Source organism: Tenacibaculum sp. 190130A14a (assembly GCF_964048965.1).
Classification (GTDB): domain Bacteria; phylum Bacteroidota; class Bacteroidia; order Flavobacteriales; family Flavobacteriaceae; genus Polaribacter; species Polaribacter polynesiense.
Map to the genome: position 1 here is coordinate 2576831 of NZ_OZ040189.1, position 15465 is coordinate 2592295.

Below are 15465 nucleotides of genomic sequence, written 5' to 3' on the forward strand. Positions count from 1 at the left end.
CAGAACTATTCGGTATCAATGGTTTAAAAAGTAAACTTCTTATATTTAAGTAGTTTACTTTTTCTGTTAATTGAGACTACTACATTCTATACATCTTAGTCTAACCACATTCATCGAGTACAAATAAAAAAGCGCTATTATAAAAATCGCGCTTTTCACTATTTGGTTTAGTTATTATTATTAAAATCTTGACTAATAATCCCAGTATGCTTTTTCATTAATGGTAACACTAGTACTATTCCTATTTAAATTTATTTCGATTTCTAAATATGGTATTCTTATTCGTATTTGACGTAATTTTTTTTAAATTAAAGTAACTCCCCTTCCTCATTTATAAATCTGTAAATTTTCTTTATCTTAAGATATAGTCTAGAAAAAAACAATTTCCTCTCTACTTCTGAATTACCAGATATTTTTTTTGACAACTTAGTTCTATCTTCAAAATGCATTGAAACTTCATCACATGTTTTATCATCATCTACTTTAAAAAATGACAAGGGTCCATAAGGTATTAATAGTCCTTTTGTGTTATCTGATTTAAATAATATACTTCCATCTAATGACACCAAATTACTATAGAACATCTCCAACCTAGCACCTCCTTCACCTTCCCTATGTTCTTTTCTAGCTTGATCTTCAATAGTTCTTAGCAATTTCTCTAAATCATCCAACACCTTTAGTGCTTCTTCTTTAGTCAATAAATTAATTCCACAATAATAGTAGATTAAATTTAATGTACTATCGATCGTAAAATCATTCCAAAATTCAATACATTCAACCTCCTTAAATAAATGAGTAAAACACGTTAACTCATATAACAAACTGGATGAGATTTTAAACTCACTTAATGAGATTCTTTTTTTTAATAACTTTTTATTAACACCACAACAATATAGCATAGAAAATACTCTAAATTTCATCAAAAGACTATCTTTTGGCAAATAATAAAGAGGTAATTCTTTTGCTGCATATAACATAACAGCATTTCTTTTTCTCCTATATATATTAGCAAACCTTTTTCCTTCTTCAAAAAAACGCTCTAAACTATCAACGGTATAGTCATTTCCCTTCCTCTCAAGTGTTATCAAATTACTTTGACCAAAATTACAAACAGTATTTAAGGAAATATTATAGTGTCTTGCAAGCACTACAACTTCATTGAAAGTTAATTGCGTCAAGTTTTTAACTCTTCTATACGCAGCATCATAGTTTATATCTAAAGTATCTGCAATTTCATCAATCATAGATATATTATCTGGTATCTTTTTTTTAATAGACGCAAACAAATTCTTAATTTCAATATTCATTTCTAACTATTTAAAATTTGTAAAAAGAAAATTGCCCTTATTTTTTTGGGGCATTATATGCAATCAAATTCTCTTCTTTTTTAACACATAGCGGAATCACTAATATTTCATTTAGACATTTATCAAATACTATGATAATGTTTATTCTATTTAAACTCCCTAATATTTCTTGAACCTCAGAACAGTTTAAAAAATAAAATTTAGTATATCTATCTTTTTAAATTAGTTTTCATAAAATATAGTTCAATTTAACCATCGTTTAAGTTCGGCTAAATTTAACAATTCTTTAAATATACCTGAATTAAACAATTACATGTAAAACTCTATTTTTATTATTAAAAACATAACTAAAGTGTTAATTTTATTTTTTTTATTTAACACAAAACAAAATTCAAAAAATGTATTTATTACAATTTGTATGAGTTTATTAAAGTATATATTTGAACTAGTTAGGGTTATTCTTTTGTCCCCTATTTGACTTTTCCCTTTAAATTACTATAAATAAAAGAACAACCCTAACTAAATAAAATCAATAAAATAGTTTCCTAACAAGATTAGAGTTTTCACACATTATATTGATTTTAATTCTCTATTATAGCTAAACTTCAATTTCCATAAAAAATGAAAACATCATTTTATATTAATAACTATAGGCAACAAAACCATCTTAATTATAAATATCATTTCTATAATTAAATTAAAATATTTAATCTCTAGAAAGCATTTAAAACTACTCTATCATATAAAAATCTTATTTATCATTCACTAAAAAATTAAAGCAATTCTTTTTCTTAATTATATAAGTATTTAAACTTTCTATATTCCAAGCTATATGAACGAGAATATAATTTTACATCTATTTTCTTTATTCTTTTTGCAACTTACTCAACTTTGATTTAACTTAACAGACAACTGATATTGTTTAACTAAACCATATGGTAAAACAAGATTAATTGGATGCTTTCTTTTAAAAAAAGACACATGTAAAAACATGTGCCTCAAGCTATATTTCAAGTTGTATATGGATACATTACTACCCCGAAACGTATCTTATTATACATGGGCAAGGTATTAAGAACCTCTAAAAGAAGTAACTTGATTTTTACAAATGAGAAAAATAAAAAAGTAGTATTTACAAATACATACAAAACAACTACTCAAACAGACACATTAAACCATAAAAAAAGGCACATATATTATATGTGCCCTAAAATTCATGAATATTTGTCGATACATTACCCTTCAAAAAATGCATCAAATTACTACTCTAAGACCAAAAATATAAAGAACCTTGAAAAAACTTAACTCGTTATTTACAAACTGCACTAAAAAAAAAGTATTATTCACAAATAAAAAAAGGCACATTTAAAAATGTGCCTAAAACTAATCAACATTATGATATTCTATTGATACATCTATACCCCGCGATATACCAAACTACTTGTTGCTAAAGTATAAATAACCTTATGAACGATATTTCATTTATTTACAAACAGAACAATAAAAAAAATTAAATTTCACAAACAAGTATTTTAGATCATTGTCTTATTCCTTTTCGAATGTCCACAACCTTTAGAAAATGAGATCGCTTCTTAAATCATACTTTAATAAAAAAGACACATCATTTGGATGTGCCTTTCATAAATCAACTGTTTATATATTTTAACACAATCAAGATGCGTTAACTATATCCAAAACTAGAAAGAATTTCTAAAAGTAATAACTTAAAATTTACAAATTAATCAATCCTAAAAAGCACTCTTTGCAATTACTCTGAAATATATTACATAAAATATTATTTGCTCTCTTTCCTATTTCTTTTCCAATAAACTTGATAAGTTTTTGTCTTTAAATTCAAAAGTATTCCGAGTTAAAATTCTATATCTGTTAATTTTTCATTTCCATAATATAATTCAGCTGTATTTACATTGAATGGAACCGTAAAAAAGATGCTTATTCGCCTTTTCTTAAAAGCTTCAGGTTCAAAATAAGTTATATGAAGCTCGGGACTTTTAGTTGTTCCATAATTAATTGGAACTTGAAATGTATTATATCCTGGAAAGTCAAAATCAATAAAACTATCTTTTACAGTATCATCATAACGGATACCATATCTAACATTTACATTTTTATCTTTAGAAAGCCTATTAAAAGGAATAACACTAGCAACATATTGATAAGAGATATCTGTAGGTCTTATTTTTAACTTATTCTTTACGTCTAGGAGAATAAATTTATTTATATCAAAATCTCTTTTCGTTTTATCTAAAGTCATCATTTTGACTTTAACGTAAATTCTTTTCAATTTATTCTTGGACTTCGTGTTTAACTTAACTGGTGTCCAAATAGAATTTTTACTAATTTCTTTAGTCCAGTGATATTTTATAGCAATATTCTCTTTTTCCAGTTCTAACTCTTGGGAGTTCATAGAATTTAATGCAGATACACACAATAATATCAATAACAATTTCTTTTTCATAATTACATTTTTTTTAAACAAAAAAGCCTTACTAAAACTAGTAAGGCTTATTGTGATCGCGACAGGATTCGAACCTGTGACCGTCTGCTTAGAAGGCTGAAAAAATTTAAGCACTTGAAAATTTCAAAAATTATACTTTATTGATAATCAGTATTTTAATAAATTTTATTTCGATTTAATTTTAATTAAAGTCAAAACGATTCAAAAAAAAGTGTGCACAAAGTGTGCATTTTTTTTCCTAACTTTAATAGAAAATTAGGGCTAAAAATGGCACGTGTAAGACTCGTTTTAGATACCAGAGAATCATCAAAAAGTAGTACAACTGGATTGTATCCAATTGCGCTACGTGTCTTCCATCGTAAAGCCAGACTTATACGCCTTTCATTTTATACTTCTAATGTCGGTTGGGATTCTACATTAACCAAATTCAAAAAATCTGCCTTAGCAAATAAAAACCAAAATTGTGATTACATAAATAAAGAGCTATATACACTACTCCACAAAGCCAAAAAACTACTTGATGAACTTGGAGAATCACTTAAATCAATTCATGTTGATAGTCTTGTAGAACATATAAAGTTAATCTGGGAAGAAGGTGAACAATCGACTATAAAAAAGAAAATAATCAACAATATTTCTTTAGAGGAATGGGGAAAAACATTAATCGCACGAAAACTAAAAGCTAAGAAACCAGGAACCGCAAAATGGTATAGAGGAGGAATTGATGCGATTAAAAAATTTAATGCAGATAACGATATCAAGCTCTATGATATTACTGTTACATTTTTAACGGACTTTCAAGCTCATCATGAGCATATTGGAAATTCTAATAACTGTATTAGCTCTTACCTAAGAGCAGTCAGAGCCATATATAATAGTGCCATTAAGGAAGATGAGTTTGAACCTATTAAAAACTCATTTATCCATTACAAAATTCCAAAGTCAGGAAGAACTAAAAAACGTGGAATTTCAAAAGAGAAGATTCTATCCATACGAAAACTTCATTATGAAATAGACTCGGAACTATGGCATACAAAAAATTATGCGTTAACTATGTTCAACTGTCGAGGAATGAACTTTATAGACTTAGCTAAATTAAAGGTAAATGCAATTAATAATGAGCGATTGCAATATGGACGAAGTAAAACTGGAGAGCCTCTGTCTGTAAAAATTACTGATGAGCTTGCTCAAATTTTAAACTATTACCTCACAAGAGAAAAAGATGAAGATGATTTCATTTTCCCTGTTGGATATGATGGAAGTCCCGAAACCTATAAACATTATCTTTCACATAGGAGACGCGTCAATAAACTATTAAAAATAATTGCAAAAGATGCAGGAATCGAAGAAAACCTAACTACATACACTATAAGACATTCCTGGGCAACAATAGCAAAATACATGGGGATTTCTACTGAAGTAATTAGTGAAAGCTTAGGGCATAATTCATTAAAAACTACTGAAATATATCTTAAAAGTTTTCATAACGACGTTTTAGATGAAGCTAATAAAATGATCGTCAGCTAGAATATTCTTTTTGTTACAGTCCTAGTTCTTTTAATCTTGCAAAAACCTCTGCCATTGATTCACCTTCTTCAAGAGGTCGTTCAGATTCCTGTTTAGTTGTCAAATATGATTCAAGAGCACTTTTTGAACCAAACATAAATTTTTCTGAATTCTGCATTTGTGAATAGTTGGCTGTTAATTTTTCTATTTCTGAAAAAGGCCTTTTGCTTATTCTTCTCCATATTCTATTTAGAAGCCCTTCTGGGCATTCAGGCATCAACATTAAAATATGCTGAGAATCTAACGGAAGCTTTAATATGTTCGATGGGTCAAATGGAGCAAATCTTTCAGGTTTATTATTTGACGCAATTACAGGATTATCACTAGTTACTAATTCTAAATTTTCATCATCAATTTTTATAACACAGATTGAATCATTTTTAAGTCTTACTTTAATCAGCTCGATAGCAACTTCTAATTGCGTTATAATCATTCCTGGTTGTCTTTCTTTATTATAATCTCTTGTAAACTCTTCAAGATTTTTTCCAGCTATAGACACTTTTTCATCCCCAAAAGTGAAATAATCTTTCCCCGTTTGTTTACAGAGCGCGAAAGCTTGTTTAAAAGCCCTCCTCATTAGATCTCTACTGGCATTTACCCATTTAGTTGTTCTATAATACATTGTAACCACTGTAGAAATGATTAATTCTCTTTCTTCGTTTGTTAGCTCTGTTTTATCTGGATCTGTTAAAATTTGATAAATTGCATCATAATGTTGCTCAAGTTCATCAGAGTAGAATCTCTCAACTGCCATTTTTTGTTCAACCGTTTCTCCTGGGAGTGTATAAAGATGTTTTTCTAAAGCAACATTCTTGATATTCGATTGAAAAATAGCTTCTTTTTTTATTGCTTTTTCAGGAAGAGCATGAATAAGATATTCTTGTCCATCTTGAATACTAAAGTGCTTTAGATAAGTTCTAGGAACAAAGTGTTGACGCTTAACTAAATTTCCTGACATAATATTTCCTTTTTAAATAAAGTTTGTCAAATCTATAAAAATATACAGTTATCACACTTCAAACTACGCATATAATAAAATAGACCATCAATTAAATTTTAGAACCACTTTTCTATTACCCTTTAGTTCTTGAAGTTCTATTTCTAGTCTCTCATTATCTCCAAGAACGAACTTTGGTAATACAAAAACAAATCGGTTCGAATCCTTGTTTTTAATCATACCTAAAAGTTCGTGTTCATAAACAACTTTCTGTAGTAGTTTTTGATATGAAGATTTCCTTCTTTTATTACCATTAACGCGATAAATATTCAAGTAATCAATCTCGAAATCGATTCCAGAGTTGTTGGAAAACTCTAAAACCAAATAGACTTCATCACCTTGATATACCATCTTTTGTAGACGTAATTTTAGTCCTTTCTTTCGTTTAGTTTTTAGATTTTCCGACTTTAATTTCAAGAGATATTTACTAAACTTCTCAAAAAACGAAACTCTTTTCCTTTCTTCAGAAATTGGCAGTATACCTGGCTTTTCTTTTATAGTCTTTCTCATTTCATTACCAATACTTTCCATATCACCAACAAAATAATTCAACTTTGGAAGATTTCTTCTATACCTAAGTATGTAGGAATAAATACGACCATCATTGGTAACAGTTAATAAATTACTATCAGTTCCTGGTTGCGCCTGTAGTAACCCAAAGTATTGCTCTTTTTCACGATTGTATGTAAACACAAAATGTGAAGCTCCAGTAATGCCCTGTCTGATAGGTTTAGGAAAAAACAGTGCTACATTTTTATGCTCATTGGCATAAATAGTGTCTAATTGTTGTTGTGCATTTAGAGTTGAACAAATTAAAGCAAACAACAATGTAATTATATATTTATTCATAAGAGTGAGTTTTTAATTATCTCTTTGAGATTTTTAAGATTAATTGATAGTTATCCGCAATCGTAACCCTTACATTACGATTGTTACGTTGGAATAGTTTTTTGATTCCAGAAACTTGCGGTATACCTGGAACATTTACATCGTTGATTGCATCACCAATTAATTGCTGTCTAACTTCAGCTCTAAAACTATTCTCTATGTAAATACCTTCACTTCCATCTTGATAATCGTGCGCTGTAAGTTTCACAGGTTGATGATTGATATGCTCAATAGAAATGATTGTGCGATTGGGCTGAAACTTTACAAATCCATAAATAGATGAATTCTTTAATAAATGCTTTCCATTTATGGTGGCATCTTTCATCAAGCGCATCTGCAATCTAAAATTTTGACGAACCGTTTGTTTCCCATCAACACGAACAAATATTTCGGAATCTGTGTTTTGGTTCATCACGATTTCATTCTTTACTGGACTAGATGCAAAAAAGAGTTGATGTTCTAAACCTAATTCTTTGGCTTCAACAGCTGTTTCCTGTTTTTCGATTTTTGAAACCGTGTCTTTTTTAATTTTAATAATCGGTTTGGTGGGAAGTTTTGGCTTTCGATAAGAAGCGTTTGTATAGTTTATTTTTCCTTGATTGTAGATGCTATCGATCATTCGTTTCTTTTCTTTCTCCAAAAGATTTGAGTCATATACTCCTGTAGAATCCAATAACTGTTCATCATAGATACTTGGCGCATTAGTTTGTCGTACTTCTTTTAAATCGTCTAAAGCCTCTAATTTGGACTTATATTCCTTTTGCTCGTCTTCCAGTTTCGGAACAGGAATTTGATTATTTTCAATAGTGGTTTCTTCCTCACCGCTAAAGTTAATAGCGTAATAAGAACCAATGAACAATACTACACAAAGTATCAATCCCGCGAAAACTATTTTATTCTTGTCCATTTTCATCATAATATTCTTTATTTATTGCCCATTATGGGCTCATAATCTTCTAGTTTTTTAAGTTGATTTTCAAAAAAGTTGGTAATCAATAATCCGTGCGTATTCTTTGGAAAGTTGCGATTCACATGGATTAAGTTTCCTGAAGTTGTTAGCTCATAGGTATCTACTACAGATCCTCTATTAATTTGAAAAATGGTTTTTGTCTCGAACCCATAGGGTTCATTTTGTAAGTCAATTTTGGTATCGATACTTATTACTTTCTGAACTAATGAGTACTGGAGTAATCTGTTGTATACTCCATCCGCTTTTTTCTGTCTATACAATGCATCTACAGAACTATTTCCGAGCCACAGCGCCTTTTCTAAATTCTTTTCATAGTTACTAGCATCGATATTATAGAAATAGTTATGAAACAAATCTAAATGCGCCAATGTTTCTACGCCCAAATTTTCTAATTGAGAAACCATCTTCAATGGAATAACACTTCCGTCTCCATTTACCACAAAGGCACTATTAACAGTTTCTTTATGCAGTTTCATAACCATTAGTACAGAAACAATGCAAGTAACAACTGTTGCGATTACCACAGTCAACACAATGAAGCGATTTAACTTCAGTACATTGTAAATATTTTTATACGGTGTTTTCATTTTAAAAAGTTGATTTTAATTGGCAAAAAGCCTAAATACAAAAGATGTTGCGCGGTGATAGAGTTTAAACTTTAGAAACACAATAAAGCCAAGTGAACCCAATTGAATAAGAGGCGCAAAGAACTCACTACCCCAATCAGTACCGAACAGATCATTCCAAAAATTTGTATTGATTTCGGTATAGAGATTATTGACAAAAACATTCACAAGAAAAAAAGCCGGTACTAGCATATAAACCCCTACGTACAATTTGAAAAAATTATAGGCAAGCGTTCTAAACTTTTCAAATACAGCTAAACTTATTACCAATGGGAAAAACGCTTGCATAATTCCTAATAAAAAGAATCGCTCAGCCAAGAATAGTGGATAAATAAATAAGTCTATCAGCCATAAAAATATTCCAACAATAAATGACAGTATTTTCAATCCATACAATGGTGTTACCAATGCCTCATACAACATTGCCAAAGCCTTTTTGGCGGCTTCCAAGGCACCCACATCCTGTTCCAAATCTATATCCTGCATCTGCAAAGGAAGGAGTGCCGGAGCCGTATCTCGGTATTGCGTTTCAATGGCTACCAAAATGTTATCAAAAACGGTCAATACCTGAGTAGAAAAAATAACAACAATCACTATGGCAAAGTTTTTAGCAAGCTCGGTGGGTGTTAATCCCCAAGTGTGCCCTTCTGTAGAAGCGATTCCTTCATTATATTTTTTTAAAATGTTGATGAGAAAAAAGAGAATAGCCAAAGTCTTCATACCAGCGATAGTATACTGCGAAAAATCGCTGTTCTTTATCGTCGTAAAAACCGTATCAATATATTCTAACCCAATCCCCAAAAACATAATTTCTAATAGCCAGTTTCTCTGTTGTTAATGATATCTTGCATTCTTCTAAAGGAAATGATTTCGCGATAACGTTTCGTCTTCGCTTGAACTTCAGCCACCATTTCCTGCGATTTTAATTCGTGTTCCTTAAGTACTTCCGCACGTTCCGCGTCACTCATCTTTAGATTACCACTAGATAAAATTTGATTGATATACTGAACCGTAGACATTGAACTTTCAATAATCTGAGTAAAAGATTCTGTAACACGATTGACTTCTTCAGGTTTGATATAGGGAGAATTTAAAATCTCTTGTAAATCTCCTTGTACCATATTAAAAAGCTGTTGGTTATTCTGAACAACTTTATGAACAGCATCAAGCTGTTGAATGACATTACTGACTTGCTCAATGCGTTCTTTTTGTTTCTTTAAAAAGTCTACTGTTTTGAGTAATTGTGTGGTATGTTTACCAGATTCTAACAGTTGTTTTGCTAGACTGACAAAGTTAGTGTTATCATACACTGGCCATCCTTGGCTCGTAGCACGAGCAGGCAATAAAAGTGTCAAGGCTAGTGCAATTACTAATGTTCTAATTTTGTTTTTACTCATTGTTAAAAATTTGTTTTGGTATTCGTGAATCTTCGATTTCATAATGATTGTTTTTAAGAATTGATAAATATGTTGATGGCTCTTTCCATTGAGCCGTGTTCTTCAAATAATGCCATTATTTGCTCACTCTCTTTACCATCGGTTAAGTAAGCTGCAAAGACTTCTTTCGGAACTTCCAATCGAAAAATGTTGCTCTCCTTTCCAATTTTGATGAACATTTCGGTGTACTTGCGCTCACCAGTTAGATTGTTTCGGATAGATTTTAATTGGTTTAAATCGTGGCTCGAAAGGTTTAAGCGTTTTTGTAGTTCATCATAACCTTTCTCATTACGTAAGCTGTAAATGACTTGCGTGTTTTCAAGAATACTCGCCGATGTTGAATTGTTTGGCAATTGATTGATGGATTGCAAAATGATGCCAATTGCACCATTCTGTTTTCTAATTGCCTGATAGTAGAATTCCACACTTTCTAATACGTTCCCAAACTTCAATTGCTTTGCAAACTCATCAAACAGTATGATACCACGTTCTGAACGATTACGCCAAATAGTTCTTTGAATAGCCGACTTGATAAGCTTCAGCATCACCGACAAAATCTCTTTGTTGTCCTTTACTTCATCCAGTTCAAAGACAATCATTCGCTTGTCTTCAATCTTATAGGTTTGGTCTTCGCTTACATTGAACAAGAAGCTGTATAAACCATCATCAACATATTCCGAAAGGATGTGCAAAAAGTTATAAACGCTAAAATGCTCTTCTTGAATTTTAAGTTCCTGAATGAGCGTATCTTTTTTATCATCTATAAATTGATACAAGGATGCCAGCGAATAGGTGTCATTAACACCATTTTGGTAGTAGTAACGAAGTACTTTTTTGATAGCTACTTCGTGCGCTTTGGTAGCATCCTTTAGTGCCAATAACTCCAACAGGAACACACCCAAATCTTCTAATCGTTCAGGTGTTAAATCGGCTTCCGAAGCAATATAAAATGGATTGATGCCTAAATTCTTCCCTTGCTCATACCGCAGTATGATATGGTCATCTGGATAGAGCTTTGCAAACTTGGAATACGAACCTCCCAAATCTATAATCACCAAGCGAACTTGTTGCTCGAAATATTGGCGAAGTATGTTGTTAGCTAAAAAGGATTTACCCTCACCAGTCGGTGCGAAAATGGCAAAGTTTCTTGCCTTAATGCGTTTCTTTTTTTCATCCCAGACATCTTTTAAAACTGGAATGTTGTATTGTCTGTCGTTAAAGATGATACCTGTTTTATCCGACTTATAATTACTATTATTAATGTATAAACACAGTGCATGCTTTAAATCGGTAACGTATAAATCCTCATTCGAAAAGTTAGACGAAAAGCAAGCATAAGAGTTTAGAAAAAAGTTTTTTCGCTCTTCTCCTTTTGGATAATACGGGACAATATCCAATTCCTTAAACTCTGTTTTTATCTTGGATGCAATTCTGCCCAATTCTTCAGCTTCCTTACTCCAAAAGATGACGTTTAAATGTCCTCTGATAATTCGTGAAGCATCGTCTTCATTAATTTGATTAACGATGTGCTGAATTTTCTTCAAAACCACTTTATTTTGTGAGCCAAAGTTGGAACTCTTGTTCAACTCTTCAATCTTCTTATCGAGTAGTTTTCGCCATTTATGCTTGTCATCCAAATAGATGATTTGATTGACGATATGATTTTCATTGAGGTTTAATCCCAATCCGTCGATAAAACCTTGATGAAACACAAAATCATCTGAAGTAAACTTGTCATTGGTTTTACTACTTTGTACTACTTCACCAAAACAGAGTTCACTATTTACTGCCAACACATCAAAATTGTAATCGCCTATTTCAATGTGTTTCTTCTTTAGCTGTACATCGGTATCAAATCCTTCATTGAAACCATTGAAATAGCTGTTGGTGTATTCCAAGATTTCTTCTTGGTTCATTGGTTTCATCAATACCTTTCGGCTATTATTGATAAAAGATACTGCATCATTCACCGAAGCAATGAACTCGGTAATGTTATGGTCCATTTTTTTATGGATGCCTTTTTCAACTTTCCGAAAAGGGTTGACAAACTTCGCATTATTCAATGCCTTGTTAAATGGCATTATAAAGAACAAATAGCTTTGGTGTTTTAAGTAATCCCTTCCCTTAAAATAGTTATAAGTGGCCCGTTCCAAAAAGGAATTGTTGGGTAATTCGTTAGCATCATAATGTGCCTTCTGATACACATCTTGTTTATGGATTACTGTACTTGTTGGCAAGGATTTAAAAGCCTGAAACCATGCTCCGTGTATGTCTTCAAAATCTTTTTCAGACAAGGAGTAGATTTCAGGCAGATCCCCCTTAAAACATAATACCACATTACCATTATTGGCAAACACCAAATGATTCTGAATATCTAATATAGGATGGTATGCAGATAGATTAATCTTCATAATACAGGCGGTTAATTCTTTTATTACTTATGGCTAATGGAAATACCTTTTTGAAGTGTAGCAATGCAGGGTGCTTGGTAAGATGTGTCAGTACTATATAAAGCGTTGCATTTAACACGAACACCGAAATGATCACTGCAAAACTGAACGAAAAGATGATGAACAATAATGACCCTATTACAGAGATCATCATGATGGCGAACAATGAAATGGGTAATCCCATTATCATTGCACGCTTTCGTATGTTTTTATAGACTTCGTAACGTTTCATACTTACACTACGATTCCTATTAAATATGTAAAAATACCTACCACTGCTCCAGCTATAAGTACAAAAACCAATACACGCGTAATCCCTTTTTTAAGGTCAGCATTTTCTCCAAAGAAATGCCCTGCATTAAACAGGAAACCAACTAAAAAGATAACACCCAATAGAATTGGAAATATGGAACGAATGGTGTCCGAAATATCGTCTACCGAATCTTCAATACCACCAATTTGTGCAAAAATGGTGTTTGAAATTAGAAGCAAAAGTGTCGTGAGATACAGTGATTTTTTCATAATGAAATAGATTTAAAATTTACTTGATTTTACTTTTGGAAAATTACTGTATATTGTACTTCAAATTATTAATAATCAGATATTTGTGAATAAAATAAATATTGATTTTGATTGTGTTTTTTTGATGTGAATTGGCATCAAATTGTATGAGAAATTGAAGCGACTATGTTGATAACTGAAAAACTTTTAAGACGTCGAAAACTGAAAAACGTCGTTTTTGTGATTCTACTACTAAAAATGTGTTTGTTTTTTGGTCAGAAAAAAGTGGTTGTGATTGATGTTGGACATGGTGGAAATGACACTGGTGCCATTGGTATAAACGATATAAAAGAAAAGGATGTGGTTTTAGAAATTGCCAAGCAAATTATTCAGCTTAACAAAACTGTTTTACGCAATGAGCTCGATATCTATTTAACCAGATATACTGACACCTTAATTTCTTTGGGTGATAGAACCCATTTGGCTAAAGCTTTAGATGCTGATGTGTTCGTATCATTACACTGCAATGCTTCGCCAGTTGTATCAAAAGGTATTGAAGTTTATGTACACCGTTCAGATAGAGAACATACCAAAGCCTCAATTGGTTTAGGATTGTCAATTTTAAATGAAACCACAGAAAAGTTGGGTTTTAAGAAGAGAGGCGTCAAGTTTGCCAATTTTCAGGTATTGCGTGAAGCCGAAAATCATCCTGCTGTTCTTATAGAAATGGGATTTATGACAAATGCTGATGAAGCCGACTACCTTAATAAACCAAAAAACATAAGAGCGATGGCGCTCTCCGTACTAATGGGAATTATAAATTATTTAAAACTGGAACTATGAAGGATTTTTTTGTTCAAATAGTCAAAATTTTAAAGAAAGTACTTTACAAAATATTCATGGGACTTTTTAAAATATAAGAACACATTCGCTAAAGAAGTGGATTACTCCCCAATATTTCATTCGTTCTTTTCATATCAACAAAAACACTATTACCATGAAGTATATATTTATCTAATAAATCTTTACTAACCTTTATTTGAGATAATAAAAGGTAAACGATAACGAAATCAAAAAGAAAACTTATATACAACAAATCAAACTCTGAAAAAACATCTCTATTTCCTGTGTTACTATGAATATGAAAATCTCGTGAACGTACTACTTTACTTGGAAACTTTTCCCATTCTTCATCACAAATCTTGCCTATCTTCTTGAATATATCTTCATGTCCTAGAATTTGTTTTTTTAAATTGGTCTTCAAGTCATCTGTAAAAAGTTTACAATAAGCCTCAAATGTTGCTATACTATTTGTGAATCTTTTGTTATGACTAGGTTGATTGCCAATGAAATTTTCCATGAGTTTATCTAGGCAAAACTGAAAGTCCTTATTTGAATATGTAGCATTCAGTATTTTAGATAATTGAGTTTTTACTTTTTCATAATCTGTGTGCACAAATGTTGTAGTAGATTTGGATAATTTTTTATCGTTATAGTATAGTTGCTTCCAATACCCACACCCCATACACTTAAAACTAAACTTGCTAAACTTAGATGATTGTCCAAAAACTAATTGAAGTACTTTTTGAAATTGGTCATACAACTCTATTGCTGATAAAACGGTCACTGCCTCTTCTAATTCAAATTTTATTGAACCTTGATTAGATATATTGAGCTCAGTTCTTTTTACCGTATGATATTTCAAATAATGCGCAATTTTAATCTGAAGATTTTCATTTGTGATAGTATAGGAATCGTTAAATTCTTTCTTAATTAACTTCTCATCTATAGTGTCATACCAAGGTGAAAAATTCACCCATTTGACAATCGCTTCATTCACCACAAAAAATTCTTTGAATTTAAGATTTATTGCATCCACTATATGTGAATCACTTACAAATGAATACTTGGGTCTGTATATTCTAGTTTGAGTAATCCCAGATGAAGAATATTTTATTCTACAGTCTATAAATGTTAAGTGCCCTAAACCCGTAAAAGCTCCAAGAATTTGAGATTCTTTGTAAGCTTTCTTTGGTGTATGTAAATTAGTTTCTAAAACAAGATCATCATCTATAAAAGACATAACACAGAACTGCTTATGTTGTTCTTGATTTACGAACCAAACTTCACCATAGTATTTTTTATCTTTTTTTAAATCCACATAAAATCTGTTTATAATTATTATGATTTAATAAATATCGTTTTTTAGCAATGTGTCAATAAAAAAGTTAATGAATTGTCATCA

Annotated in this window: 13 protein-coding genes; 2 read left to right on the top strand and 11 right to left on the bottom strand. The window is 31.1% G+C overall.

What is annotated here, in order from left to right:
* Positions 1 to 308: 308 nt before the first annotated feature.
* Together ABNT22_RS12130 and ABNT22_RS12135 are read right to left on the bottom strand one after the other, a co-directional pair.
* A complete protein-coding gene (locus ABNT22_RS12130; protein ID WP_348718438.1) occupies positions 309 to 1307 on the bottom strand; it encodes a hypothetical protein in 999 nt (332 codons plus the stop codon).
* Between the two features lie 1870 nt (positions 1308 to 3177).
* A complete protein-coding gene (locus ABNT22_RS12135) occupies positions 3178 to 3786 on the bottom strand; it encodes a hypothetical protein (RefSeq protein ID WP_348718437.1) in 609 nt (202 codons plus the stop codon).
* Positions 3787 to 4053: 267 nt separating this feature from the next.
* On the opposite strand from ABNT22_RS12135, the gene ABNT22_RS12140 reads away from it, so the two are divergent.
* Positions 4054 to 5313, top strand: a complete 1260-nt coding sequence (locus ABNT22_RS12140; RefSeq protein ID WP_348718436.1) for a site-specific integrase — start codon at positions 4054 to 4056, stop codon at positions 5311 to 5313.
* 13 nt (positions 5314 to 5326) lie between these two features.
* On the opposite strand, the gene ABNT22_RS12145 is transcribed toward ABNT22_RS12140, so the two are convergent.
* The 8 genes from ABNT22_RS12145 to ABNT22_RS12180 form a co-directional block, all read right to left on the bottom strand.
* On the bottom strand, positions 5327 to 6310 hold the full coding sequence (locus ABNT22_RS12145) for a DUF4238 domain-containing protein (protein ID WP_348718434.1): 984 nt from the start codon (positions 6308 to 6310) through the stop codon (positions 5327 to 5329).
* Positions 6311 to 6397: 87 nt separating this feature from the next.
* Entirely contained in the window at positions 6398 to 7198 is an 801-nt protein-coding gene (locus tag ABNT22_RS12150) for a DUF4138 domain-containing protein (RefSeq protein ID WP_348718433.1), read from the bottom strand.
* Positions 7199 to 7214: 16 nt separating this feature from the next.
* Positions 7215 to 8153 (bottom strand): conjugative transposon protein TraM, encoded by a 939-nt coding sequence (gene traM, locus ABNT22_RS12155; protein ID WP_348718431.1) that lies wholly within the window; start codon positions 8151 to 8153, stop codon positions 7215 to 7217.
* Positions 8154 to 8161: 8 nt separating this feature from the next.
* On the bottom strand, positions 8162 to 8794 hold the full coding sequence (locus ABNT22_RS12160; RefSeq protein ID WP_348718430.1) for a conjugal transfer protein TraK: 633 nt from the start codon (positions 8792 to 8794) through the stop codon (positions 8162 to 8164).
* Between the two features lie 15 nt (positions 8795 to 8809).
* A complete protein-coding gene (locus ABNT22_RS12165) occupies positions 8810 to 9640 on the bottom strand; it encodes a hypothetical protein (protein WP_348718429.1) in 831 nt (276 codons plus the stop codon).
* A 5-nt stretch (positions 9641 to 9645) separates the two neighbouring features.
* Complete coding sequence (locus ABNT22_RS12170; protein WP_348718428.1) at positions 9646 to 10272, bottom strand: conjugal transfer protein; 627 nt, start codon at positions 10270 to 10272, stop codon at positions 9646 to 9648.
* An 11-nt stretch (positions 10273 to 10283) separates the two neighbouring features.
* Positions 10284 to 12683, bottom strand: coding sequence for a TraG family conjugative transposon ATPase (locus ABNT22_RS12175; RefSeq protein WP_348718605.1), 2400 nt, complete (start codon positions 12681 to 12683; stop codon positions 10284 to 10286).
* Between the two features lie 270 nt (positions 12684 to 12953).
* On the bottom strand, positions 12954 to 13241 hold the full coding sequence (locus ABNT22_RS12180) for a hypothetical protein (RefSeq protein WP_348718426.1): 288 nt from the start codon (positions 13239 to 13241) through the stop codon (positions 12954 to 12956).
* 219 nt (positions 13242 to 13460) lie between these two features.
* Here ABNT22_RS12180 and ABNT22_RS12185 point away from each other — a divergent pair, with 219 nt between their 5' ends.
* Entirely contained in the window at positions 13461 to 14063 is a 603-nt protein-coding gene (locus ABNT22_RS12185) for an N-acetylmuramoyl-L-alanine amidase (protein WP_348718425.1), read from the top strand.
* A gap of 88 nt (positions 14064 to 14151) precedes the next feature.
* Here ABNT22_RS12185 and ABNT22_RS12190 read toward each other — a convergent pair whose 3' ends face one another.
* The gene (locus ABNT22_RS12190; RefSeq protein ID WP_348718424.1) at positions 14152 to 15381 is read right to left on the bottom strand and encodes a HEPN domain-containing protein; all 1230 of its coding nucleotides are present in this window, start codon (positions 15379 to 15381) and stop codon (positions 14152 to 14154) included.
* Between the last annotated feature and the right edge of the window lie 84 nt (positions 15382 to 15465).

Excerpts from the sequence above, each read along its gene's own strand:
- ABNT22_RS12130 (WP_348718438.1), bottom strand. The coding sequence starts at position 1,307 with ATGAATATTGAAATTAAGAATTTGTTTGCGTCTATTAAAAAAAAGATA.
- ABNT22_RS12135 (WP_348718437.1), bottom strand. The coding sequence starts at position 3,786 with ATGAAAAAGAAATTGTTATTGATATTATTGTGTGTATCTGCATTAAAT.
- ABNT22_RS12140 (WP_348718436.1), top strand. The coding sequence starts at position 4,054 with ATGGCACGTGTAAGACTCGTTTTAGATACCAGAGAATCATCAAAAAGT.
- ABNT22_RS12145 (WP_348718434.1), bottom strand. The coding sequence starts at position 6,310 with ATGTCAGGAAATTTAGTTAAGCGTCAACACTTTGTTCCTAGAACTTAT.
- ABNT22_RS12150 (WP_348718433.1), bottom strand. The coding sequence starts at position 7,198 with ATGAATAAATATATAATTACATTGTTGTTTGCTTTAATTTGTTCAACT.
- traM (WP_348718431.1), bottom strand. The coding sequence starts at position 8,153 with ATGATGAAAATGGACAAGAATAAAATAGTTTTCGCGGGATTGATACTT.
- ABNT22_RS12160 (WP_348718430.1), bottom strand. The coding sequence starts at position 8,794 with ATGAAAACACCGTATAAAAATATTTACAATGTACTGAAGTTAAATCGC.
- ABNT22_RS12165 (WP_348718429.1), bottom strand. The coding sequence starts at position 9,640 with ATGTTTTTGGGGATTGGGTTAGAATATATTGATACGGTTTTTACGACG.
- ABNT22_RS12170 (WP_348718428.1), bottom strand. The coding sequence starts at position 10,272 with ATGAAATCGAAGATTCACGAATACCAAAACAAATTTTTAACAATGAGT.
- ABNT22_RS12180 (WP_348718426.1), bottom strand. The coding sequence starts at position 13,241 with ATGAAAAAATCACTGTATCTCACGACACTTTTGCTTCTAATTTCAAAC.